This is a genomic window from Olsenella profusa DSM 13989, from assembly GCF_030811115.1.
Taxonomy (GTDB): Bacteria; Actinomycetota; Coriobacteriia; order Coriobacteriales; family Atopobiaceae; genus Olsenella_F; species Olsenella_F profusa.
In genome coordinates this window covers 1477070-1502469 of sequence record NZ_JAUSQK010000001.1, presented here as the reverse complement: position 1 = coordinate 1502469, position 25400 = coordinate 1477070, and the positions used below count along the sequence as shown (strand labels likewise).

General features: G+C 65.8%; 18 protein-coding genes. 10 read left to right on the top strand and 8 right to left on the bottom strand.

What is annotated here, in order from left to right:
- Window positions 1–65: 65 nt before the first annotated feature.
- Complete coding sequence (locus tag J2S71_RS06935) at window positions 66–2618, bottom strand: excinuclease ABC subunit UvrA (protein ID WP_307390129.1); 2553 nt, start codon at window positions 2616–2618, stop codon at window positions 66–68.
- A 253-nt stretch (window positions 2619–2871) separates the two neighbouring features.
- Here J2S71_RS06935 and J2S71_RS06930 point away from each other — a divergent pair, with 253 nt between their 5' ends.
- From J2S71_RS06930 to J2S71_RS06920, 3 genes are all read left to right on the top strand, one after another.
- Window positions 2872–3858 (top strand): NAD(P)-dependent oxidoreductase, encoded by a 987-nt coding sequence (locus J2S71_RS06930; RefSeq protein WP_307390126.1) that lies wholly within the window; start codon window positions 2872–2874, stop codon window positions 3856–3858.
- Window positions 3859–3900: 42 nt separating this feature from the next.
- Entirely contained in the window at window positions 3901–5121 is a 1221-nt protein-coding gene (locus tag J2S71_RS06925; protein WP_307390123.1) for a cation diffusion facilitator family transporter, read from the top strand.
- A gap of 147 nt (window positions 5122–5268) precedes the next feature.
- A complete protein-coding gene (locus J2S71_RS06920) occupies window positions 5269–6399 on the top strand; it encodes a coiled-coil domain-containing protein (protein WP_307390120.1) in 1131 nt (376 codons plus the stop codon).
- 746 nt (window positions 6400–7145) lie between these two features.
- On the opposite strand, the gene J2S71_RS06915 is transcribed toward J2S71_RS06920, so the two are convergent.
- The 5 genes from J2S71_RS06915 to J2S71_RS06895 all read right to left on the bottom strand — a co-directional run bounded on the left by J2S71_RS06915 (window position 7146) and on the right by J2S71_RS06895 (window position 11591).
- Complete coding sequence (locus tag J2S71_RS06915) at window positions 7146–7919, bottom strand: amino acid ABC transporter ATP-binding protein (protein ID WP_307390117.1); 774 nt, start codon at window positions 7917–7919, stop codon at window positions 7146–7148.
- A 13-nt stretch (window positions 7920–7932) separates the two neighbouring features.
- Window positions 7933–8778 (bottom strand): amino acid ABC transporter permease, encoded by an 846-nt coding sequence (locus J2S71_RS06910; RefSeq protein ID WP_307390114.1) that lies wholly within the window; start codon window positions 8776–8778, stop codon window positions 7933–7935.
- On the bottom strand, window positions 8775–9434 hold the full coding sequence (locus J2S71_RS06905) for an amino acid ABC transporter permease (RefSeq protein ID WP_021725285.1): 660 nt from the start codon (window positions 9432–9434) through the stop codon (window positions 8775–8777). Before J2S71_RS06905 ends, J2S71_RS06910 begins: the two co-directional genes overlap by 4 nt.
- A gap of 74 nt (window positions 9435–9508) precedes the next feature.
- Complete coding sequence (locus tag J2S71_RS06900; protein ID WP_307390110.1) at window positions 9509–10486, bottom strand: glutamate ABC transporter substrate-binding protein; 978 nt, start codon at window positions 10484–10486, stop codon at window positions 9509–9511.
- Between the two features lie 226 nt (window positions 10487–10712).
- The gene (locus J2S71_RS06895) at window positions 10713–11591 is read right to left on the bottom strand and encodes an undecaprenyl-diphosphate phosphatase (protein WP_021725328.1); all 879 of its coding nucleotides are present in this window, start codon (window positions 11589–11591) and stop codon (window positions 10713–10715) included.
- A gap of 208 nt (window positions 11592–11799) precedes the next feature.
- Between J2S71_RS06895 and J2S71_RS06890 the strand changes: the two genes are divergently transcribed.
- The 6 genes from J2S71_RS06890 (at window position 11800) to J2S71_RS06865 (ending at window position 22951) form a co-directional block, all read left to right on the top strand.
- Window positions 11800–12249, top strand: a complete 450-nt coding sequence (locus tag J2S71_RS06890; RefSeq protein WP_021725294.1) for a universal stress protein — start codon at window positions 11800–11802, stop codon at window positions 12247–12249.
- Window positions 12250–12450: 201 nt separating this feature from the next.
- Window positions 12451–15303 (top strand): insulinase family protein, encoded by a 2853-nt coding sequence (locus J2S71_RS06885; RefSeq protein WP_307390106.1) that lies wholly within the window; start codon window positions 12451–12453, stop codon window positions 15301–15303.
- A gap of 35 nt (window positions 15304–15338) precedes the next feature.
- Complete coding sequence (locus J2S71_RS06880; RefSeq protein ID WP_307390103.1) at window positions 15339–16652, top strand: 2-hydroxyacyl-CoA dehydratase subunit D; 1314 nt, start codon at window positions 15339–15341, stop codon at window positions 16650–16652.
- Entirely contained in the window at window positions 16649–18394 is a 1746-nt protein-coding gene (locus tag J2S71_RS06875; RefSeq protein ID WP_307390100.1) for an acyl-CoA dehydratase activase, read from the top strand. Before J2S71_RS06880 ends, J2S71_RS06875 begins: the two co-directional genes overlap by 4 nt.
- A gap of 133 nt (window positions 18395–18527) precedes the next feature.
- Complete coding sequence (locus J2S71_RS06870) at window positions 18528–20654, top strand: DUF6541 family protein (RefSeq protein ID WP_307390095.1); 2127 nt, start codon at window positions 18528–18530, stop codon at window positions 20652–20654.
- A 116-nt stretch (window positions 20655–20770) separates the two neighbouring features.
- The gene (locus J2S71_RS06865; protein ID WP_307390092.1) at window positions 20771–22951 is read left to right on the top strand and encodes a transglycosylase domain-containing protein; all 2181 of its coding nucleotides are present in this window, start codon (window positions 20771–20773) and stop codon (window positions 22949–22951) included.
- Window positions 22952–23069: 118 nt separating this feature from the next.
- Here J2S71_RS06865 and J2S71_RS06860 read toward each other — a convergent pair whose 3' ends face one another.
- Complete coding sequence (locus J2S71_RS06860) at window positions 23070–23507, bottom strand: arginine repressor (protein WP_021725312.1); 438 nt, start codon at window positions 23505–23507, stop codon at window positions 23070–23072.
- A 248-nt stretch (window positions 23508–23755) separates the two neighbouring features.
- Here J2S71_RS06860 and J2S71_RS06855 point away from each other — a divergent pair, with 248 nt between their 5' ends.
- Window positions 23756–24907, top strand: coding sequence for a cysteine peptidase family C39 domain-containing protein (locus tag J2S71_RS06855; protein ID WP_307390088.1), 1152 nt, complete (start codon window positions 23756–23758; stop codon window positions 24905–24907).
- Between the two features lie 139 nt (window positions 24908–25046).
- Here J2S71_RS06855 and J2S71_RS12305 read toward each other — a convergent pair whose 3' ends face one another.
- On the bottom strand, window positions 25047–25274 hold the full coding sequence (locus tag J2S71_RS12305; RefSeq protein ID WP_370873234.1) for a transposase: 228 nt from the start codon (window positions 25272–25274) through the stop codon (window positions 25047–25049).
- Window positions 25275–25400: the final 126 nt, after the last annotated feature.

Sequence of the window (25400 nt, the reverse complement as noted above, 5' to 3'; positions counted from 1 at the left end):
AGCAGTGTAGTCGCTTCATGCGACAGCACATGCCCCAACGGCGACGGCTCCAGACGATGCACAGGCTATGCCGGGGCCTCACCCAACTCCGGGGCAAGATAGCGGCCCGTGATGGACGCCGCGCAGGCGGCAAGGCCCTCGGGCGTGTCCGCGCACACGATGCGACCGCCCTCCTCGCCACCGCCAGGACCCATGTCGATCACCCAGTCCGCATTGGCGATCATGTCGAGGTCGTGCTCGATGACGACGACCGTGGCCCCCGCGTCGACCAGGCGCTGCAGCACGCGCACGAGCATCTCCACATCGAGCGGGTGCAGGCCGATCGTGGGCTCGTCGAACACGAAGAGCGCGTCATCCTGCCTGCGGCCCATCTCGCTCGCGAGCTTGAGGCGCTGCGCCTCGCCACCCGAGAGGGCCGGCGTCGCCTCGCCAAGCGTGAGGTAGCCCAGACCCAGGTCCGCGAGCGTCCGAAGCTTCCTTTTTGCCTTCCTGAGGCTCCCCACCCTTCCCAGGGCCCGGTCGACCGTCATCTCCATGAGCTCGGGCAGCGAGACATACCCGTCCTTCTCCCCGGCGGCGTTGCGCGTGGTGTGGCGGCGCACGTCCCATGCCTCCGGCGCATAGCGGCTGCCGTGGCAGTCGGGACAGGGTATGTCGACATCGGGCAGAAACTGCACGTCGAGCGAGATCTGACCCGTCCCGTCGCAGGTGGGACAGCGCAGGCTTCCCGTGTTGTAGGAGAACGCCCCCATCCTGAGACCGCGTCTCTTGGCGTCGGTGGTGCCGGCAAAGGCGCGGCGCAGGTCGTCCAGCACACCCGAGTACGTGGCCACCGTGGAGCGCACGTTTGCCCCGATGGGCGTGGCGTCGATGAGCGTCACGCGCCTGATGCCACCCGCATCCACCAGCCGCACGTGCCCAGGCAGCCGCTCGCCCACCAGGGATGCCCGCAGCGCCGGCACGAGGCTCTCGAGCACCAGGGTGGTCTTGCCGGAGCCCGAGACGCCCGTGACGCAGGCGAGACGCCCTCGCGGCACGTCCACCACCAGCGGCCTGACCGTGTGGATGGCACCGGTCTCGAGGTGGATGGAGCCCGCGGCGAACACGTCCTCGACATGTGCGCGCCCGCGGGCGCGCACCCTGCGCTCCCCCGTGAGGAAGCCCGCGATGCGCGAGCCGTGCGTGCGCTCCACCTCCTCGATTGTGCCCTGCGCGATGACCCGACCCCCATCGTCGCCGGAGGACGGCCCGACCTCGATGAGGTGGTCCACCTCGCGCAGCACGCGGACGTCGTGGTCCACGACCACGACGGAGTTGCCGTCCGCCACGAGGTCGTCCATGACGCCCAGCAGGCCGTCCACGTTGGCCGGGTGCAGGCCGATGGACGGCTCGTCCAGCACGTAGAGCACGCCCGTCGTGCGGTTGCGCACGGCACGGGTGAGCTGCACGCGCTGGCGCTCGCCCGTGGAGAGCGTGGAGCTCGCACGGTCCAGCGAGAGGTAGCCCAGTCCCAGCTCCTGCAGGCGGAGGATGGGCTCGCCCATCTCGCCGATGATGGCCTCGGCCATGGGGCGCACGTCGTCCGGCAGCGTGGGCGCCACGCCCGGCAGCCAGGCCGCGAGCTCGTCCAGGGTCCTCTCGGTCGCCTGGCCCAGGTTCTCGCCGCAGATGCGGATGGAGAGCGCCTCTGGGCACAGGCGCGTGCCGCCGCATTCCGGACAGGCCTCCTCCTTGAGGAACCTGGCGACGCGCTTGAGGCCCTTCTCGTCCTTGACCTTGGAGAGCGCGTTCTCCACCGAGTACACGGCGTTGTAGTAGGTGAAGTCCATCTCGCCGGCCGTGTTGGTCTTCTCGTTATGGTAGAGGAGGTGGTGCTTCTCGGCTGGGCCATGGAAGACGACGTCGCGCTCCTGGGGCGTGAGCTCGCTGAAGGGCACATCGGTACGCACGCCCATGTCACGCGCGATGTCCACCATGAGGCTCCACATGAGGCTGCCCCAGGGCCTGACCGCCCCCTCCTCGATGGTCTTCGTCTCGTCGGGCACGAGCGTGGCCTCGTCCACCACACGCAGCACGCCCATCCCCTGGCAGGTGGGGCACGCCCCGCCGGAGTTGAAGGCCATCTCCTCGGCACCACGGCCGCTGAAGCGATGGCCGCAGGCGGGGCACACGAGGTCGCGCTCGAGCGAGACGTTCATGGAGGGGCCGACGTCCGACCCGCAGCTGGGACAACGATAGGTGCCGACGCGTGAGAACAGCAGCCTCAGGTGGTTGAGGAGTTCCGTCTGCGTGCCAAAGGTGGAGCGCACATCGGGAATGCCCGGCCGCTGCCGCAGGGCGAGCGCGGCCGGCACATGAAGCACCGCGTCCACGTCCGCGCGCGCGGACTGCGTGAGGCGCCGGCGCGTGTACGTCGAGAGCGCCTCCATGTAGCGCCGTGACCCCTCGGCATAGAGCACGCCCAGGGCCAGGCTCGACTTGCCCGAGCCCGAGACGCCCGCAACACCCACGAGCCTGCCGAGCGGCACGTCCACATCGACGTCCTTGAGGTTGTGGACGCGCGCGCCACGCACTTGGATGACCGACGGTGCGGGATGGGTGTGACGGGTCGCATGCATGCACTGCTCCTCTCGCGTGCGTCAAGTATAGAACATATGTACGAAAAGTGGATCTGGTCGCCTCGGAAGGATGGCCTATACGCCGGTGACCCCCTCCAAAGTGCACACGCAACGCGTTTTTGACAATCTCCAACTGGGCAGACGTCATGGAAAATGCGTTGCGTGTGCACTTTGGTCGGCATCCCTCACGTATCGAGGGGGCACGGGCGCCTTCGATATACTCGGGAGGATACAACGTACCAGGGAGGCACGCATGGCGACGCGGCACAGGATACTGCTCTACACCTCGGACGGCTCGACGAGCTATGCCCAAGGCTACCTGCGCGATGCCGGCCTCGAGGAAGAGTTCGAGCTCACGGGCATCGCCCACGCCCCCATGACCGTCCCGGCGGCCGAGCAGGTCGCTGGCCACGAGGCCATCCTGGGTGAACTCATGCCCGTACGCGACGAGGCGGTGGACATGATGGCCCATGCGGGCATACGCTTGATCGCCAGCCTCTCCATCGGCCTCAACCACATGGACGTGGCGGGCCTCGCACGGCAGGGAGTGCTCACGAGCAACTGTCCCGGCTACTGCGCGGAGGATGTCGCCCTGCACACCATTGCGCTCATGCTCGACCTCGAGCGCCAGGTCACCTTCTCCAACCGCACGGTAGTGGGCGGCGCATGGGACCCGCACCAGGGCTACGAGATGCATCGCACGCAGGAACAGACGCTGGGACTCGTCTTCTTTGGCAACATCGCCCGCGCCGTGGTGCCCATCGCCCGGGCGATGGGCATGCGCGTGCTGGTATGGGCGCCCACCAAGAGCGCCGGGGAGCTTGCCGAGGCCGGTTGTGCACAGGCCGCGACCCTCGACGAGCTGCTTGCCGCCTCGGATGTGGTGAGCCTGCACTGCCCGCTCATCCCCCAGACGGAACGGCTCATAGGCCCCCACGAGCTTGCGGTCATGAAGTCCACCGCCTTCCTCGTCAATACGTCGCGCGGTCCCGTCATCGACGAGGACGCCCTGGCAGACGCCCTCGATGCCGGTCAGATCCAGGCGGCGGCACTCGACGTGCTCGCCGACGAGGGAGCCCATCGCAACCAGCAGCTCATCAACCACCCCCGCTGCGTGGTCACGCCCCACGCCGCTTACGTCTCGCGCGAGGCAAGCGACGCACTCATCCGCATGGGGCTCGATGCCGTCATCGAGCTGCTGGTGGAGGGCTGCGAGCCCACCAACGTCGTCTGCGCCTAGCCACGCGCGTCCTGCCCGCCACGCATCCGAGAGGAGGTGCCCATGGGGCACCCATCCCAACCCAGGCGATCCGACGACCTCGCCACGCGCATCGTCGCCCACATGGTCCCCGACCCCACCGACCTGGACGACCCCGCCACGCGCGCCGCCTACGGACGCCTTTCGAGCGTCACCTGCGTCCTGCTCAACGTGCTGCTCAGCATCGGCAAGGGCGCCGCGGGCGTGCTCGCGGGCTCCGTCTCCGTTGTGGCGGACGCCATCAACAACCTCTCGGACGCCTCGAGCAACGTGGTGGCCCTCATCGGCTTCAGACTTGCCAGCCGTCCCGCCGACGAGGGTCACCCCTTTGGGCATGGCCGCTTCGAGTACCTTGCCGGCCTCGCCGTCGCCATGCTGATCGTGGTCATGGGCGCACAGCTGGGACGCAGCTCCATCGAGCACATCCTCTGGCCCACGCCCACCGACTTCAACGTCCCCACCGTGCTCGCGCTCGGGGCCTCCATACTCGTCAAGCTCGGTATGATGCGTCTCAACCACAGCATGGGGCGGCGCACCGGCTCAAAGGTGCTCGAGGCCACCGCCATCGACTCGCGCAACGACGTCATCACCACCTCGGTCGTCCTGGCGGCAGGCATCGTCTCGCAGCTCACCGACGTTCAGCTCGATGGATGGGCGAGCCTGGGCGTGGCCGTCCTCATCGTGGCGAGCGGCATCGGCCTCATGCGCGACACCGTCAACCCCCTCCTGGGACAGACCCCCTCCACCGCACTCGTCCGTCGCGTCTACGACAGAATCATGGGCTATCCCAGCGTGTTGGGCACCCACGACCTGCTCATCCATGACTACGGCCCCGGGCGCCAGTTCGCAAGCGCCCATGTGGAGATGGCGGCGGACACCACCGTGCGCCATAGCCACGAGGTGCTCGACCTCATCGAGCGCGACCTCCTCCGGGAGGAGGGGCTGCGCATCGTGCTCCACTGCGACCCCATCGAGACCACAAACGGCCTGGCAGACCTGCGCAACTGGCTCGCCGCGCGCCTCGCGGGCATAGATCCCTCGCTTTCGGTGCACGATGTGGAGGTGACCCATCCCGTCGCAGGGGGACCGGCGCATGTGAGCCTGGACTGCTATCGTCCCGAGCGGCTCCCCATCGACGACGATGAGCTGCGCAGGCGCATCACCGACGCCGTGCTCCTGCGCTACCCCGACGCCAGCTGCGACATCGTGATCGACACGGGATTCGTCTCGCCGCTCTCCCCCTAGCGCGACCTCGGATGCCGGGCCCGTCCACAGGTCCTGCAAAACCCTCAACTTCCACCCTAGAGTTTTGCAGGATGCGTGTGCATGGGCAGCACGAGGTAAGATGTTGATGATAAATGATGTCATCGGCATTCGACCGGGAGGCGCATCTTGACAACGAGGCACAGCTGGACCACACGGACGACGACGCTCATCGCGACGGGTGCGCTTGTCCTGAGCATGGGCATCGCATCCCCCAAGCCCATCTCGGCCGAGACGCTCGACGACCTCCAGCAGAAGGTGGAGGACAGCAACACCGCCTATAACGACGCCACCGACAAGGTCAGTCAGATCCAGCAGAAGATCGATGACAACCAGCAGAAGATCGACGACCTCGAGCGGCAGCTGCCCGATGCGCAGAGCGCGGCCGCGCAGAGCGTGCGCGCCCAGTACAAGCTGCAGGAAGGTTCCGCGGGCATCTTCGAGCTCCTGCTCTCGTCCGAGAGCCTGGGCGACCTCATCGAGAACATCGAGTACATGAACGCCATCTCGGACTATAACTCCGAGCAGATCAAGGGCCTCGTCAGCATGGCCAAGGACCTCCAGGACACCAAGAGCGATCTCGACGGCCAGAAGGCCGAGGCCGAGCAGAGGCAACAGGAGGCAAAGGCCGCCCTGGATGACGCCGTCAACGCCCGCGAGAACATGCAGAGGCAGATGGAGGAGCAGCAGCGGCAGGAGGAGGCCGACGAAGCCGCAGCCCTCGCAGACGCCGCGTCCAACAGCGACAGCAGCTTCTCCACCGAGAGCGGCAACACCGCCACGGTGGACACCCCCTCGAATGACTCCTCCAACACCACCACCGACACCACCACTCCGAGTGACTCGCCCTCCACCAAAGGCAACCCCGGCAACGCCGACCAGGTCAGCTGGAGCAGCGACAAGACCACCTTCGTGGCGCAGTGGTCCGGGCGCATCGACAGGTACCTCGCAGGCTCCCCCCTCGCCGGCCACGGCGCCACGTTCGCCAGCGCCGCCTGGGACTCCGGGGTCGACCCACGCCTCTCCCCGGCCATCTCGGCCGTGGAGAGCAGCAAGGGTGCCGTGTGCTTCAAGCCGCACAATGCCTGGGGCTGGGGAAGCTCCAGCTGGGGCGACTGGGACACCGCCATCACGGCGCATGTGAGTGGCCTTGCCAAGGGCTATGGCAGCGCCCTCACGATGTCGATGGCCAAGAAGTACTGCCCGCCCAACGCCAACTTCTGGTACTCGTCCGTCGCAGCCAACATGCAGCAGATCTGATAAACGGTTCCAGTCCAGGACATCGTTCGAGGATGGGGCCGCCATTCTGTGATCATCCCGTGCGGCCGAGAACCTCAAGCGTGTCTGGGCCGACGCACGTTGCAACCATGATATTCATGGGTCGGGATCGCACTTCAACGCTTCGGCTGGGGGTTTCCGCCTGTCTGGACGCTCGCCCGCGAGTGGGCCTATGCCAGGCCCTACGGGTCGAACACTGAGGGGTGGAGACCCTTCCCAGCGTTCCTGGAGTGATAGAGCCTGCAGGAGCCTCCCCCATGTCGTACGCGAACAACGTCCTGACCGTCAACAGCTAGCTTCTGCTTTCGTAGGAGGGTGTTATGGGTGCTCCGGCTGAGACCGGGCACCCTCTTATGTTCCCAGGGGAACGAAGTGGCCCCAAGTGCGTGCTGAGATTGGGGCGCAAGGCGAATCCATTGGGAAATTGGGAGCCATCTGACGCCTGCGCGAATCTCAAAAAGTCTCGATCCTGGGCTTTTGCCATCCGTGGGTGCCGCCTGCGCGTCATGAGCATACGACCGAGCACGCACTTGGGGCCACTTCGCTTCCACGCCACCATTACGTGACTACGGCATCGTCACGGGCGCTCGAATCCGAGCTCCCCTCGGAGACATGCCTGGCGCACGAGAGACTCCGCCGTGTCCCGCTTGGGTTTTCTTCCCAACTATGGGCGACGGCACACCCCTGTCACCCGTCACCCCCACTAGTGGGACATGCAGACCCGTGACCTAGTGTCCCTTGATGGAGTCGAGGAAGTCGCGGGCACGCTGCGCCACCGGATGCTCGAAGAACCGGTCCGGGGCAGCCTGCTCCAGGATCTGTCCATCGGCCATGAAGACCACACGGTGGGCCACGCGCCGAGCGAAGTTCATCTCGTGCGTGACGACCATCATGGTCATGCCCTCGTGCGCGAGCTCGACCATCACCTCGAGCACCTCGTTGATCATCTCGGGATCGAGGGCGCTCGTAGGCTCGTCGAAGAGCATGGCCATGGGATGCATGGCCAGCGAGCGGGCGATGGCCACGCGCTGCTGTTGGCCGCCGGAGAGCTGAGCTGGGACCTTGTGCGCCTGCTCCGCCACGCCCACGCGCCTGAGCAGCTCCAGTGCCTCGTCCTCCGCCTGCTTGCGCGGGGTGCCCAGCACCTCGACGGGACCCATGGTCACGTTGTCCAGGATCGACTTGTGGGCAAACAGGTTGAAACTCTGGAACACCATGCCGATCCTCGCCCGCATGGCGGCGAGCTGCCGCCCCTCCTGGGGGAGGGGCGTACCCTCGATGAGGATGTCCCCCGCATCGATGGTCTCCAGGCGGTTGATGGTGCGGATGAGCGTTGACTTGCCCGAACCAGAGGGTCCGATGACCACGAGCACCTCTCCCTTGCCCACCTTGAGGCTCACGTCCCTCAGCACGTGGAGGTCGCCAAAGTGCTTCTCCACGTGGCGCAGCTCGATAACGGGCTGCGCGTCCCTGTCCAGGCTGTCGTTCCTGTCCTGTGCCATGGTGCCTTCCGATCTAGATTGGACGCGCGCTCGAGCGTGTCATGATGGTCACGCCCGTGCGGCTGGCAACCAGCGCGGCCGCCTTGTTGATGAGGTAGTTGAGCAGGATGTAGATGACCGCCGCCACGAGGTAGGTGGAGACGAGCGCGTTGTAGTTGTTCACCAGCACGCGCGCGTTCTGCATCATGTCGGGATAGCTCACCACGTAGGCCAGCGTCGTGTCCTTGACCACCACCACGAGCTGCGAGATGAGCGTGGGGATCACGAAGCGCACCGCCTGCGGCAGCACGATCTTGAAGGTGATAGCACGCTGGCTCATACCCAGGGAGAGGGCCGCCTCCACCTGCCCCGTGGGGACCGCATTCACGCCGGCCCGGAACACCTCTGCCAGCACGCCCGATGCCGCGAGGCCCGCCGGGAGCACGATCATCCAGAAGGGCTGCATGCTGATGCCATACTGCGGAAGCACCAGGAAGAAGAAGTAGATGAGCAGCAGGCTGGGGACACCACGGAAGAAGTCGGTGACCACGCGGCAGACGCCACGCACCACCATCGGCCCGTTGATACGCCCCAGCATGAGCACGAGACCCAGCATCAGGGCGAGGGCGCCCGCCGCCAACGAGGCCCACAGCGTACCCAGAAAGCCGGTGCCCAGAAACGCCCAGGTGGTGGGTTGCAGGAAGAACGCCCAGTAGCGGGGCGCGAACTGTCCCTTCAGCGCGAACTGCCTCAGCACCAAGACGACGAGGGCCAGCAGCAGGACGCTGCCCACCGCCGTCCAGACACGGATGCGGCGACGCGCCCGAGGACCTGGGGCCTCGTACAGCATGTCGCGCATGGAGGGGGTGTGAGAGCTCATCGCAGGACCCTCGCCCTCTTGTCGACATGGTTGCCCGCCCAGCCAATTGCCACCGCGGTGAGGACATAGCCTAGGGCCGACAGCACGAACGCGACGATACCTCCCGTCGTATGCGTGTTGACATACGAGACCACACCTGTGAGCTCATTGGGATCAAGCGGCACCTGCGAGCCGAGGGACGTGGTGAGCATGACGGCGATGAGCAGGTTGGTCATGGGCAGGATGGTGGCCCGCAGGGCCTGGGGAACCACCACCTGGCGCATGATCTGCCCAAAGGTGAGGCCGAGGGAGCGCGCCGCCTCGATCTGGCCCACGGGAATGGTGTTGATGCCGCTCATGAAGTTCTCGCTGCCAAACGATGACGCCACCAGCGAGACGACCACGATCACGCTGGGGAGGTAGTCGAGCACGATACCCAAACGAGGCAGCGAGTACACGACAATCACCAGCAGCGAGATGCCGGGGATGTTGCGGAACACCTGCACATAGAGGTCACCGAAGCGGCGGAGCGGCGCAATGGGACAGGTGCGCATGATGGTGACGGCCAGGGCCAGCACCATCACGAACACGAATGACACGGCGGTCATGCCCCAGGTCGTGAGCAGCGCCGCAAGATACCTGTCGCCGTACTGGGCGACAAGCTCGCTAAGCCCCATGCCCGCCTCCTCTCAAAGGGAGGACCCCAGTATGGGGGTCTCCCGCACGTCGGTCCCCTGTGCTGGGCCCAAGCCTATGCCTTGCCCACCTGCGGCGGCTCGGGAGCCGTGGACTGGTTGGTGCGGTCACCGATGGCGATCTGCCACAGCTTCGCCCAGGTGCCATCGTCCTCCACCTTCTGGAGGAAGTCGTTCACGAAGGAGACGCCATCGGAGCCGAGGGGCAGGCCGATGCCGTAGGGGTCGACGGTCCCAAAGGGCTCGCCCACGATCTTGAAGCTCTCGGGCTGCTGGGCAACCACGCTCTCCAGCAGCGTGAGATCAAAGGCATAGGCATCGACCCGGCCCTGCGAGAGTGCCTCCTCCGCCTCCGAGGAGGTCTGGAACAGCTGCTGCTTGGCGTCGGGGGCGGCCTCGCTCAGCAGGTCGGGACCGGTGGAGCCCGACTGCACGGCGACGTTCTTGCCGGCAAGGTCCTCGATGCCGTTGATGTCGGTGTTGTCCTGCGCGACCAGGATGCCCTGGCGCGACTCGTAGTAGGGGCCGGCGAAGGAGATGACCCTCTTGCGGTCATCCGTGATGGAATAGGTTGCGAACACGCAGTCCACCTGCCCATTCTGCAGGACGGACTCGCGCGTGTCGGAGGTCACCTGGGTGAGCGTGTACCTGTCCGCATCCCCTAGGACGTAGCGCGTGAGGAGCTGCGCCAGACCGGCATCGAAGCCGTAGTCCTTGCCGTCGGTGTCATCCAACTGGGAGAACAGCGTGGATGTCTCCACCCCGCCCAGCAGGAGCGTACCGCGATCCTTGATGGCCTGCGCCCAGGAGCTGGCGGCGATGGTCGTATCGTCCGCGACGATCCCGGAGGCGACCAGGCCGTTGAAGGCGTCCGTATCGATCTTGGTTGCCGAGGAGGTCGAGACGTCACCCGACGACGCCGTGGGAGATGGCGCACCATCACCCGAGCAGGCGGTCAGAACCAGGGCCGCAGAGGCGGCGAGGCCCGTGCCAACGAACGTGCGACGTGAGATGTCAGTGGCATGATTCAGCATATGTGTCCCTTCGCGGCCAAAGGTTGGGAAAGCCCCCTGGACCATTTACCTGGAGTCGAGCAGCCACGTGCCCAAACTCGCCCTTCAAACGAATTCATGTTTACCCCGCATTGGCCCAGTCTAGTCCATCGGTGTGGGACGCAGGGCCCTGAATTGCCTATAGCCAGTGGGAGACAGGGACGAATGCCCCGACCACGGCCCTCTCGAACCACCGGGTCTTCCATGCCTACGTCAGCTGCATGGCAGCGATCACGGCGACGCCCAGGATGATGCGGTACACGCCAAAGGGCCTGAAGTCGTGCCTCTTGACAAAGCCCATGAGGAAGCGGATGGCCAGAAGCGACACGAGGAACGCCACGATGCATCCCGCGGTGAGGATGGACCCCTCATAGGACGAGAAGCCATTGCCACCAGCACAGAATTTGACCAGCTTGAGGGCGCTGGCACCAAACATGGTGGGGATGGCCAGGAAGAACGTGAACTCTGCGGCAACGGGGCGAGAGCAGCCCAGGATCAGGCCACCGATGATGGTCGATCCGGAGCGCGAGGTGCCCGGCACCAGGGAGAGCACCTGGAAGATGCCAATGCCGATGGCCGTCGGAAAGCCCAGCTCGGTCATGTCCCGCACGCGGGCACGGTCGTCGTCGGCGACCGTCTGGACGGCATGCGCCCCCACCGCATGCCGGGGCCGGGACCGCACCGTCTCGATCACGATGAACGCAGCGCCATAGACGATGAGCGCGGCGGCAATGACGGGAGAGGACTGCAGGTGCTCATCGATCCAATCGTTCAAGGGCAGGCCGATGATGGCGGCGGGGATGGTGGCGACCACGATCTTGGCCCAGAGCGCCCAGGTCCCACGGCGCCCTGCCGCATCCTTATGGCGGGAGAAGGGATTGAGCCGCCCAAAGAAGAGCACGCACACGGCCAGGATGGCGCCGAGCTGAATGACCACGAGGAACATGTCCCAGAAGTCCGCCGTCACGGCAAGCGGCATGACCCGCTGCAGCAGCAGCATGTGGCCCGTAGACGAGATGGGCAGCCATTCCGTGATGCCCTCGACGATGCCGTACAGTATGGCCTTCAACAGCTCGATGAGGTTCAAGCACATTCCCTTCCCCAGCTTCAGATGCCCATCCATGATGACGCAACGGCACCACCGCCCCTCCCTTCCCACAAGACAACCATGTGCCCACCACGGGCCGCTCACGGAATGCGGGTCACGCAGGCCCACGGGCTGCGAAGGAACGACGGGGAGACGGGTAGACTCACCCACAGGGACCATGACCCTATCACGGCAGGAGGCGCTCACCATGACTGACTATCAAAGCCTGGGGTACGACAAGATCTTCGTGACGCTGGATGGCACCGAGATGCAGCAGAAGGTGTTGGGCCGAGCCACCATCGTGGCGGCAAACAACAATGCCGAGCTCTACATCGGCCATGTGATCGACTCCACGGCACTCGAGGCGGCAGGCACCTATCCAGGCGAGCTCATCGCCGCCCTAGAGAAGAGCTTCCGTGAGTCCATCGCAGTGGACGTGGCAAAGGCACGGTCGGAGGATGCCATCAAGAAGGTGGAGGTCATCGTCAAGGCCGGTCGCATCCGCGAGACCCTCAAGGAGGAGATGATCGACGTCATCCACCCGGATCTCATCATCTGTGGCGCGCGTGGCCTCTCGTCCATCAAATATGCGCTCCTGGGTTCCATCTCCACCTACCTCACCCGTAACGCCAAATGCGACACGCTGGTCATCAAGTAGGGGAGTCCACGCCAGACATACGCGGGGCCAGGCCGTCGTGGCATGCGGATGCGCGGCGGCCTGGTTCCTGTCGCGGCCTCAGGGCCGCAAAGGCCCGCGGCATGCCGCAGTACGCCTCACGCGCGGCCGTATGTGTATGGCACAATCACACGAACGTCCCACGCACCCGCTACAATCGGGCGACCCAACGAGAGGATCCGTATGAACCAGGACTTCACCCATATCGCCACGGAACCCCTGAGCGAGCTCTCGGGCACGGCGCACATCTATCGTCATCGTTCCGGCGCCCGCGTGATGTGGCTCGATGTGGATGATGACAACCGGAGCTTTGCCATCGCCTTCAAGACGCCGCCCGCCAACAGCACCGGCGTCTTCCACATCCTGGAGCACTCCGTGCTCTGCGGGAGCGAGCGGTTCCCCGTCAAGGAGCCCTTCGTCAACCTCATCAAGACGTCCATGCAGACCTTTCTGAACGCCATGACCTTTCCCGACAAGACCATCTACCCCGTGGCCTCCACCAACGTCCGGGACCTCGAGAACCTCATGGACGTCTACCTGGACGCGGTGTTGCACCCCGCCATCTATCGCCGCCTGCGCATCTTCGAGCAGGAGGGCTGGCATCTCGAGGCCACGGACGAGGGAGTGCTCTCCTACAACGGCGTGGTCTACAACGAGATGCAGGGCGCCCTCTCCAATCCGGACGAGGTGCTCATGCAGGCCCTGAACGAGCAGCTCTTCCCCCAGACGGCCTATGGCTTCGAGTCCGGTGGCGACCCCAAGGTCATCCCGAGCCTGAGCTATGAGGAGTTCCTGGACACCCACGCGCGCCACTACACCCTCGAGAACAGCTACACCATCCTCTATGGCAACCTGGACATCGAGCGGGAGCTGGCCTTCATCGGCGCGCGCTTTGACGGTGCGCGCACCCAGGCGGCAGGAGCACCCAACCCGCTGGCACTGCAGGCACCCGTCACACCGGCGCTGCGACGCGTGGAGATGGTCACCTCGCCCGACAACGCCACGATTGGCCTGGCCTATGTGCTCGGCACGGCCGCCGAGCGCGAGCGCGTGCTCGCGGTGGACGTGCTGCTGGACGCCCTCACGGGATCCAACGAGGCTCCGCTCAAGCGCGCCGTGCTGGACAGCGGCCTGGGTGACGACCTCAGCGCCTATCTCATGGACGCCACCCTGCAACCGGTCGTGATCTTTGACCTCAAGGGGGCGAGGCCGCAGGTCGCGCAGGAGTTCCGCACCCTGGTGGAGGACACCTGCCGCAGGCTCTGCACGGACGGCATCGAGCGCCAGCGCCTGGTCGCATCGCTCGCGCAGGCGGAATTCAACCTACGAGAGGGCGACTTCGGTGGCGTCGCCGACGGCGTCGCGCTCTCGATGGCGGCGCTCTCGAGCTGGCTCTACGACGATGACCGACCCGTGGACTACCTGCGGTACCAGGACGCCATCGACCACATGCGCGACCAGCTGGACCAGGGCTACTTCGAGACGCTCCTGCGCGAGCTGGTGCCCGAGAGCGCCCACAATGCCGAGGTGGAGCTGGATCCCGTCGAGCAGGCGAAGCAGGACGGCACGGCGGGTCCCGCGAGCATGGGCGCAGAGGGGCTCGAGCGCGTGCGTGCCGAGGTGGCGGCACTGCGCGACGAGCAGGAGGCGCCAGACGCGCCGGAGGACCTGGCCAAGCTCCCCCGCCTGAGCGTGACGGACATCGGGGATGCCCCTGCCGAACAGGCGCTGTGCGAGCTGCAGGCGCCACTCCCCTGCCTCTATCACGAGTTGAGGACACACCGCATCACCTATGCCTATCACTACTTCGACCTGAGACACCTCTCCTTGGATGACCTCCCCTACGTGGGCGTGCTGGCCACCTTGCTCGGCAACCTGGACACGGCGGCGCACACGGCCGCCGAGCTGGACATGCTCGTCGAGGAGCAGCTGGGCGACCTCTCGTTCTTCACCAACGTCTACGCGACGGACGAGGCCGATGAGACGCGGCCCTTCATGGTGGCGAGCGCGAGCGCGCTCTCCGAACATCTGGACGCGCTGGCCACGCTGCCCACCGAGGTGTGGGGCACCACGTCGTTCGCCGATGGCGACCGCATCTTCGAGCAGCTCATGCAGCAGCGTGTGGGTCTCGACCAGTACTTCACGGGGGCGGGCCATTCCGCAGGCATGGCGCGGCTCTCCACGCACTACTCCCGCGGCGCCGCGCTCTCGGATCGCATGAGTGGCATCGACTACTACCTGTTCGTGAAGGACCTGCTCGCCCACTGGGACGAGCGCGCGGATGACCTGGCCGAGCGGCTGGGCGACCTCTGCCGCCGCATCTTCGTGGCCGATGGCGTGACCGTGAGCCTCACCGGCTCCATGGCCGACTGCACGCGCTTCTGGGAGCTGGGGGGCACCCTGGGCCTGAGCGCGGCCGCACCCTGTGACACTCGGCTCGAGATGCCGCAGCCCACCCCCACCAACGAGGCCTTCGTCATTCCCTCCACCGTAAGCTACGTCTGCGAGGGCGATGCCCGGGCCACAGGCGACCAGTTGGGTCTGGGCACCTGGCAGGTGATCTCGCGCGTGCTCTCCTATGACTACCTATGGAATGCCGTCCGCGTGAGGGGCGGCGCCTATGGGGTGGGCTTCAGGCGAACGCCCCTGGGGCTCAGGCAGTTCTGGTCGTATCGCGACCCCAGCGTCGATGACACGCTCGCCCGTTACGAGGGCACGGCATCCTGGCTTGCCGCCTGGGATGGCGGCCCGGAGGAGCTCGAGGGCTACATCGTGTCGACCGTCGCCGGTCACGACGCGCCACTCAAGGCGCGCGCCCTCGCGCGCAGGCAGGACGGCGACTACTTCGCCGGCAGACCCGCCACGTGGCGCGACCGCATGCGCGCACAGATGCTGGCGGTGACGGCGGATGACATCCGTGCGGCGGCCAAGGCGCTCGAGGGGCTTCCCCACCACCATGCCGTATGCGTGTTTGGGCCGCGGGAGGCCATCGAGGCCAGCAGGCAGACCTTCGAGATCACCGAACTCGTAAGCTAGGGCCGCATCGTACGCAGCGACATGTGGGGAGGGTCATGGCACAGCGGAGCGTGGGCGACCGCATCATAGGGTGGTACGGCGATGTGGCCGCACGCAACCTGGAGTCACGGCCCGACAGGGTACGTCAGTGGCTCATGATGGGCTTCAAGCTCATGGCGCGAAAGTCCCGCCTGTTGCCCGACGGGAGATTCCTGCGCTCGGGCAGGGAGGGCTATGCGCTCTTCATGAACTCCGTGGTGGATGCCATGGCCGACGCGGAGAACTCCGTGATCACCAGCATCTTCATGCCCAACGAGCTCTTTCGTGCCCTGCACCTCATGCCCGTGACGGCCGAGGCCGTGGCATCGTTCGTGAGCGGTGCCCAGGCGGAGAGCGCCTTCATCGGACAGGCCGAGGGGGCGGGCTTTCCCGAGACGTACTGTTCGTACCACCGCGTGCTCATGGGGCTGGCCACCTCCGGCATCCTGCGGCCGCGCAGGTACCTGGCGGCGACCTCCGTCGCCTGCGATGCCAACAACCTCACGTTTCGCGAGCTCGCCCGAAGGTGGGACGTTCCCTTTGCCTATGTGGATGTGCCCTATGAGACCACGCGCGACTCCATCGGGTATGTGGCCGACCAGCTGCGCGCGGTCGCCCGCGACGTCGGGGAGGCCTATGGGCGTACGCTGGACGAGGAGCTGCTCCACGAGATGGTGACGCGCTCCCTCGCGACACAGGACACCCTCGCAGAGAGCCTGCCCCTGAGGCGCGGGAGGTACCTGGCCAACACCATGACGCTCGACATGATGGAGATGCTGGATCTCATGCTCTCGTTGGGCACGCCCGAGGCGGCGCGGCTTGCCAGCCACATGTGCGAGGACTACCGGGAGGCACCCGCCTACCGGGGCATCAACCTGGTGTGGGCGCACGTCTCCCCCTACTTCCTGGGGTCCATCGCAGAGCACATAGACCATTCGCAGGAGGCGCAGATCGTCGCCTCCGACATGATGTTCAATCACGTGCCCGCCCCCGGCGAGGAGCGCCTCTTCGGTGCCGACCACCCCTTTGAGGCCATGGCGGAACGCGTGAGCAGGAGCTGCTTCAACGGACCCGCGGAGCGTCGCGTCAGGTGCCTGAGCAGGCTGGCCCGAAAGACCGGGGCCGACGGGGTGGTGGTGTTCTGCCACTGGGGCTGCAAGCAGACGGCGGGCGCCGCCCAGCTCATGCGTACGAGGCTCGAGGCCGAGGGCCTGCCCGTGCTGGTGCTTGACGGGGATGCCTGCGAGCGCGCCAACTGCATGGAGGGCCAGATGTCCACGCGCCTCTCGGCCTTCCTGGAACTGCTGCGCACGCGGAGGGAGGGGACATGACGGCGACATGCGCCGATACCGTGACGCATACGGTCTACTATGCCTGCAAGTACACGCCCACGGAGCTGCTGGCGGGCCTTGGTGCCCAGGCGCGCCTGGCCGAGGCGGACGTGCCTTCCTTTGACGAGGCGGATCGCCTCGCCCATCCCAACCTCTGTGGCTACGGCAAGGGACTCATAGAGCGGCTGTTGGCGTCAGACGTGCACGAGGTGGTGCTCGTCACCTGCTGTGATGTGATCCGCCGTGCCTACGACGTGGTGTGTGAGCGCGGGAACCTCGACTTTGCCTATCTGCTCGACCTGCCCCATCACCGTGACGCGGCGGCACGCAGGCTCTTTCGCGCGCGCCTGGCCGACCTTGCCGAGCGCTATGCCGCCTACAGCGGACGCGGCTTTGACGCCGGGGCGGCCCTCGCGGCGTTCGTGCCGCCGCTGCCCCGCGAGCACGCGCCCATCTCCCTGCTGGGGGCGCACGCCACGTCCTCCCTGCTCGACGCCATCTCCTCCGCCATCGATCGACCCGTGGAGAACCGCACCTGCACCGAGCGACATGTGCTCGCGTCTCCCCCGGCACGCCTGGCCCGCGCCCAGTCCCCGGCATCATGCGCCGCCTGCGAGGCGCGCGAGGCGGACGGGGGACCCTTGGACGACTTCCTGGACTGGTACGCCGATGCGCTCCTCGACCAGATGCCCTGCATGCGCATGACGGACGCCAGCGCACGCACGCGGCTCGTGGGGGCGGAGGGCCAGCGTGGCATCATCTATCACACCATGAAGTTCTGCGACTACTACGGCTTCGAGTACGCCGCACTCACCACGAGGGAGGACGTTCCCATGGTCAAGGTCGAGACGGACGGCAGCTCGCAGAGCGCCGGCCAGCTGCGCACGCGGCTCGAGGCGTTTGGCGAGGCGCTGCGCGGCACCGACGCGGATGCCACCACGACACGCACGGCACCAGGAGGGCAGACCTATGTGCTCGGCGTGGACTCCGGCTCCACCTCCACCGATGCGGCCATCGTGGATGGGGCGGGCGAGGTGGTGGCGAGCGTCATCGTGCCCACGGGTGCAAAGGCAACCGAGAGCGCCCGGCGTGCAAAGGCCGAGGTGCTCGGAAGGGCGGGCCTTTCCGAGGATGACATGGCCCTCAAGGTTGCCACCGGCTACGGGCGTGACAGCATCCCCGACATGGACAGCTCCATCACCGAGATCACCTGCCACGCCCGCGGCGCGCACCTTCTGGCGCCCGAGGCGCGCACGATCATCGACATCGGCGGGCAGGACTCCAAGGTCATCCATCTGGATGAGAACGGCAACGTCCTCAACTTCGTCATGAACGACAAGTGCGCCGCCGGCACCGGTCGCTTCATGGAGATGATGGCCCGCGCGCTGGAGATGCCGCTCGACGAGTTCTGCGCCACAGGGCTCACATGGAAGAGGGACGTCAGGATCTCCAGCATGTGCACCGTGTTCGCGGAGAGCGAGGTCGTCTCGCTGGTGGCCCAGGACACGCCTGTGCCCGACATCATCCACGGCCTCTGCGAGAGCGTGGCGCGCAAGACCGCCACCCTGGCCAAGCGCGTGAGGGGGGAGGCGCCCTACCTCATGACCGGCGGCGTCGCCAACAATGCCGGTGTGGTGAGGGCCCTGGAGGACGTGCTGGGGGCACCCGTGCGCACCCATGAGGAGTCACAGCTCTGCGGGGCCATCGGGGCGGCGCTGCTCGGACTGGACAGCATGAGCTAGACACTGCGGACAGGCGGCGGTGCCCCACCCTAGAGCCCCGCCGCCAGCACCATCTAGCCATACAATGGGGGTGATGCATAGGCACTGGTCCGCACGCGTCGCACGTTCCATCGCGAGAGAGGCGTCCCTTAGCATGTGGCTCTCACTGTACATGGCGCTTGCCGTCGCCGCAGCCGTCCTGTTCGCCCCTGGCCTTATGTTGGGGCGCACCATGGGTCTCACAAGCAAGGGGGCGCTCCTGGTTGGCGCCCCCCTCTCGGCAACGCTCTACTGCATGCTGGGGCTGGCCTACCACCTGCTGGGTGTCCCCGCCACGCCCCTGACCATGCTGCTGGTCCCGACGCTCCTCCTCGTCGCAGGCTGCGTCGTGCGCACCTGGCATGAGCGGAAGGCGCACGGGACAGGCGGACAGGCGACCGGCTACCTCGCCGAGGGCGTCCCCTGGCGGCTCGTCCTCCTCTATGCGGCCGTTGGCCTCGCGGCCGGCCTCGTGCTCTTTGCCGCCGCCCTCCCGCAGATCGACATCCCCATGCAGGCCTGGGACGTCGTGAGCCATCTCAACACCACGCGCGCCATGATGGATGCCCAGGTCATGGATCCGCGCGGGGTCTCGGTCTACGCCGTTGACGAGGCACTCAACGTCATGCCCGGGCCCCATGGCTTCTATCCCTCCGCCTGGAACATCGTGGTGGCACTCGTGGCAGGCGTCTCGGACATCGATATGGCCCTCTGCTTTCTGGCGGTCAACCTCTGCTTTGCCTTCGTGGCGTTTCCCCTCTCGACGCTCCTTGCCCTGACAACGCTCTTCCCCCAGCGCCGGGGCATCAGGGCGTTTGGCGCACTGGCCGCCATCGGTGTGACGGCGTTTCCCTGGCAGCTGCTCGCCTACGGTCCGCTCTATCCCAACCTCGCCGGGCTGTGCATGCTCCCTGCCGCCTTCGCGCTCTTCACGCGTGTGGCGCATCGTACGGCCACGGGCGGCCGTTGGGCCCGCTGTGCCACCGTCCTGGCCCTCATGGTTCCGGGCATGACCTTCCTGCACCCCAACACCTTCTTCACGCTCGGACTGCTGCTGGTGCCTTGGATCATTCACAACATCCGCTCCCTCGGCACCGTGCGCGTGGGCAGGCTGCACCTGCCCAATCCCCTCATCGTGCTCACCTTCGTGGCGCTTGCCGCCTTCGTCTGGAACGGACTCGCCACCTCGTCCGCACTCAGGCCCATCACCGAGTTCCAGTGGGCGCCGTTTGCGACGATGCCGCAGTCCCTCATCAGTGTGCTGACGCTCTCGTACCTCAATCCCTTCCACCCGATGGCTCCCGAGCTCGCCGCGGGGGCACTCGTGCTCATAGGCTTCGTCCGCCTGCTGCGCGAGCGAGCGGATCGCTGGCTCTGCGGCTCATATGGCCTGGCCGTGGTGCTCGTCCTGGCGGCGCAGCACCTGGACGGCGCCGCGCGCGAGGTGCTCACGGGCTTCTGGTACAACGACCCCGCCCGCATATCTGCCATGGCGGCCATTCCCGCCGTGGCGCTGCTCGCCATCGGGCTCGACCGCACCCGCGTGTGGATCGCTGGCTTGGCCGAGCGTTGGGGCGGCAGGCGCGGTGCACGCGAGCCGCACGCCGCCACGCCCATCGCCTGCGGCGCCGCACTTTCGGTCGCCTTCGTGGCCCTCACCTTCTGGCCGGGCGTCGGCCTGCCCTACGACAGGTCCCTCAACACACCCGTGAACGCCGACCACCCCTCCGATGCGCGGGCCACCATCCCCCGCGACGGGACCATCGAGACCCCCATGGGCACCTATCACGATGTGCTCGCGCACGAATACCGCACGGACGGCACCATCAACCCCGAGGAGATCGACTTCCTCAGGCAGGTGCGCGCCATCGTGGGAACCGACGTGGTCATCAACGACCCCACCGACGGCAGCGCACAGGTCTATGGCCAGTTTGGCATCAGGTGCCTCTATCGCTACTTTGACGGCTTCTACAAGTACGAGCAGTCGCACGAGAGCCTGGTCATCCGCTATCGGCTCGATCATCTGGCCGACGACCGCTCCGTGCGGGAGGCGGTTGCCACGACGGACGCACGTTACGTCCTCATCCTCGACCATGATGCCGCCCAGGGTTCCTACCTCGCTGGATTCAATGACCACGACATGTGGCGGGGCATCGAGGACATCACGGACGACACGCCCGGCTTCACGGTGGCTCTCTCCGAAGGGAACATGCGCCTGTACCGCATCGACCGACAGGGATAGGGCCGGCGGCGATCGGGCGTCACCCATGACGGCTCAAGGAAAACGGGAGCCAACGCGGTTTTGCTGGCGCCCTTCCCTATAATGAGAGGTGTCTGTATGTTCTCGAGGAGGTCGCAATGGGCATTCGCACCCGAAGGGCACGCAAGCGCTCACGCACGCATATCGTTGGCTTCAGCCTGGTGGGAATCCTCGGCTTCATGGCGCTCCTCATGATCGCCATGGGTGCATCCCTGGGCGCTCTCGTCTCAAGCTGGCTGCAGGACCTGCCCGACTACTCCTCCGCAGACGCCTACCTGGTGGCGGAGCCCACGACGGTCTACGCATCCGACGGCTCGGTCATAGCGGAGTACTACCTGCAGAACCGCAGGAGCGTGGAGCTCGACGCCATCTCGCCCTACGTGCGCCAGGCCACCGTGGACATCGAGGACAGGCGCTTCTACCAGCACAACGGCGTCGACCCGCAGGGCATCGTGCGTGCCGTCTTCGTGCAGCTCGCCGGTGGCTCCGAGGGCGCCTCAACCATCACCCAGCAGCTCGTGAGGAACACCGTCCTCTCCGACGAGCAGTTCGAGCAGAGCCTCAAGCGCAAGGTGCGCGAGGCCTACATCGCCATCCAGATGGAGAAGATGTACACCAAGGACCAGATCCTCAACATGTACCTCAACACCATCTACTACGGTCACGGCGCCTATGGCATCGAGGCCGCCTCGATGACCTACTTCAACAAGCATGCGAGCGACCTCACGCTGGCCGAGGCTGCGACGCTCTCGGGCCTGCCGCAGTCCCCCTCCGCCTACGACCCGTTCTCCAACCCCGGCGCTGCCGCCACCCGCCGCAACCTCGTCCTGGACTGGATGCTCTCCGAGGGCGACATCACCCAGGAGGAACATGACGAGGCCGTGGGCGAGCCACTCGTCACCAACGAGGGCTCCTTCTCCGACACCAACACCACCTATCCCTACTTCACCGACTACGTGAAGCAGCTCCTGCTGGAGGACTTCGACCAGGACACCGTCATGAAGGGCGGGCTGCAGGTGTACACCACGCTCGACCCCACGGCCCAGAAGGCAGCGGAGAATGCCGTCTCCAGCAGGCTCAAGGCCATCGGCAACTCCAAGCTCCAGGCGGCGCTCGTCGCCGTCGACCCCACGACGGGCTACGTAAAGGCCATGGTGGGTGGCAGGAGCTACTCGGAGAGCCAGTTCAACATGGCGACGCAGGCAAAGCGCCAGGCGGGCTCGAGCTTCAAGACCTTCACGCTGGTCGATGCCATATCCCAGGGCATGAACCCCAACATCACCATCAACTGCTCGTCGCCCATGCAGATATCGCCCACGTGGAAGGTGCAGAACTTCGGCAACACCAGCTACGGCTCGATATCCCTCATGCAGGCGTTCGCCGTCTCGTCCAACACGGGCTTCGTCCAGGTTGCCCAGGCGGTCGGCGCCGAGAGCATCGTGAGCACCGCGAAGTCCATGGGCATCGACGAGGACATGCCCGCCTACGACTCCATCACGCTGGGCACCGTGGGCATCCCGCCCCTCCAGATGGCCGAGGCCTATGCGACCGTCGCCACCAATGGCGTGCATCGAGACGCCGTGGCGATCACCAAGATCGAGGATCGCAATGGCAACACCGTCTACGAGCACCAAGACGAGCCCACCCAGGTCATAGACGCCCCTGTCGCCCAGGCGGCACGCGAGGTCATGGAGGGCGTCTGCAAGGGCAACGGCACGGCGAACGCCATCGCGAGCACGCTCAAGGCCAACACCCCCGTCGCCGGCAAGACCGGCACGTCCGAAAACTACCGCGACCTGTGGTTCTGTGGTATCACCCCCCAGTACTCCGTCGCCGTGTGGTGCGGCTACGCAGAGGAGGGCAGCGTGCGCGTGGGTGGCAGTGCCGGCCACCCCTACAACACCTCGGTCCCCATCTTCGTCTCCTTCATCAACTCCGCCCTGGCAGGACAGGCACGTCAGGAGTTCCCCACCACAACGGAGAAACCCCAGTACAAGTCCAATGGATCATGGAAGTTCAAGGGCACGACGGTCAAGAGCACTCCCAAGACCAATGGCAGACGCACGACGAACACACCCGACACCAACTCCACCTCGACACCTAACACGCCAAACGGCACCAATGGCAATGGCGGTGGTGGTACCACCACAAACACCAATTCCACGGGCACAGGAACCTCCGGCGGCGGTTCGGGTGGCAGCAATGGCGGCAACTCAGGTTCCGGCAGCTCCGGCAGCTCCGGCAGCTCTGGCGGAGGGACAGGCGGAACGGGCCACTAGCACCTCACAGCTCTGTCTCAGGACAGGGCACACAAGAACAAAGGGGGTTGGTCATTTGGCCAACCCCCTCCTGCTCGGATTCGCCCACCAGAGCCGTGAAGCACCTTCCTGAGACTGCCTACTTCCTCGAGGCATGCAGCTTGTCGATGAGGTCGACAACGACCATGGCGGCATCGATGTCCCGACACACCACCAGCACCGTGTCATTCCCCGCAACCGAACCCAGGACCTCAGACAGGGATGCCGCATCCACGGCAGCCGCAACGCCCGGAGCGGTGCCTGGCTGCGTGCGCACGACGACAAGGTTCTCCGCGCGATCGATGGAGGTGACGAACTCGGAGACCATACGCTGCAGATGGAGATCCTCCGCGAGGACATAGATGCCCTCGCTCAGCTTGCGCAGACCCATGTCTGCGATGTCACGTGAGACCGTCGCCTGGGTGCAGTTGTAACCCAGCTGCTGAAGCTCGTCCACGAGCGCATGCTGGGTACGCACGGACTTGCCTCTCACAATCTCCTTGATGGCCTCTTGTCTGCCGTTTCTGCGCTTCACCATAGGCGATGCCCTCCAAAAGAACTGCCACGGGACAATCATACATGCGTCAAACTGACTATATCTTTGAACTTATGCAAAAGGGGAAAGGATGTCAAGCGTTGTTGCCCTCTCATGTTTAAATGCACAGGTTCGTTACAATACCCTAAGGTTTAGGACGCTCACCCGGTGCACACCCCCATGCGCAAAATGCGGGCCCATGCTTGGCATATCATGGTCGATGCACAGGCGAGATGCTGCAGGAGATGAGCATGGCATACTACGAGAGGGAACACCGGCCGCATGGCACCGGCAACGGCTATGTTCCCAGCACACGCGTGGGAATCGATGACCCACGCCGCACAAAGCTGGGATCCCAATCGCGTGGTGCCAACAGCAGGCGAGGCGGACGACCCGTCCAGGGCCAACGTGGGAACACCCGATATCGGAGCGACCACAACTACCGCACCCTCACGGGCAAGGATACCGGCTATTCCATCCACAACGCGCGCAACCACCCCCGCTACATCAACTTCGAGGGTCGCGGCGGCCGTTTCCGTCCTGGGCTCACCACCAACAGGATCACCCTGGGGGTGGTGATGGCCATACTCATCCTCATCGCGGCGTTCGCCTATGCCTGCACGCGGGGCTCCTCCCAGCAGGGGACGCAGAGCGATCAGGAGCAGCAGGGCACGGGCAACCAGTGGGACGCGCGCGTGTCGGCCAGCGCGTCGCAGGACCTCACCCAGAGGTTCTCCACCCAGCTCGACCGCAACGAGAAGCTGGCAACCATCGCCCAGAACCTTGACAAGTATCCTGACCAGCGCATCCCCGAGCTTGCCCTGAGCGAGCCGGACGCCATGGACTTCGTTGCCGGCTATCCCACGGCCGAGAGCAAGGCATCGGACTTTGGTCAGGACAACGCCAAGGGCAGCTATCCCATGCTCTTTGACTGGGACACGCGCTGGGCCTACGTGGAGTATGCCGGGAGCGTCCTGGGCGTGACCGGCTCGGGCCCCACCGCCCTCTCCATGGCCTACATGGGCCTCACCGGAAAGACCGACAAGACCGCCGCGGCCTTTGCCGCCGATGCCACCGACAAGGGATACACCTCCACGGGCGACGAGGGCACCACGGCCGACCTCTTCACCTACGAGGCAAGGCAGCTTGGATTCAAGATCAAGCAGTATGACCCCAGCGCGGACAGCATCACCTCGCTGCTCGCCACCAAGGGAACCGTGGCGATCGTCAGGCTCAAGGAGGGCTTCGACACCTCTTCCGCACACTGGGCGCTCATCGTGAAGCGGAACGACGATGGCTCCGTGACGCTGTATGACCCCGCCTGCAGCGCCGCGTCCAGCCATCCCTGGGACGTCGGCAGCATCGCCGCCGGCGCAAGCGACCTGTACGCGCTGAGCAACTGAGCCTGCAGGCCGGCCGTCAACAGGAATGTTGATTACAAAGGGGCCGTATCAAAGGCCCCATGAGACAAGAACCCATTGGTGTAGAGGCATCCAGCCCAAGCCAGTGGGTCCTTTCTTGGAAAAGGAGGGGAGTGCCCTCCTACGCAGTGAGGGCCAGGGCGAGCTTCCTGAGGTTACGGCCCGCAGCCACGAGCCTGAGCTCGTGGTCTCCCTCCCTCAGGCTTCTCAGGCAGAACCTCGCGAGGCGCCAGCTGCGCCTGATGCCACCGAAGACGGCCTCGACATCGACGGGGCGCCGCTTCCTGAGAGCAGACCCGCGCTCGACGCGCGCCGTCTCGAAGGCCCTCGAGTGTTCCCGTTTTAGCAGACGCCGGCATGTCCATTGGTAGATGCCTATGTTTGACTTGCCTCAGCAACCTGGCCCATTCAGCGCCTAATCAAAGAGAGGTGGAGCCATCCCTGACTCCACCTCATGCAGGACGGCACCTTCTGA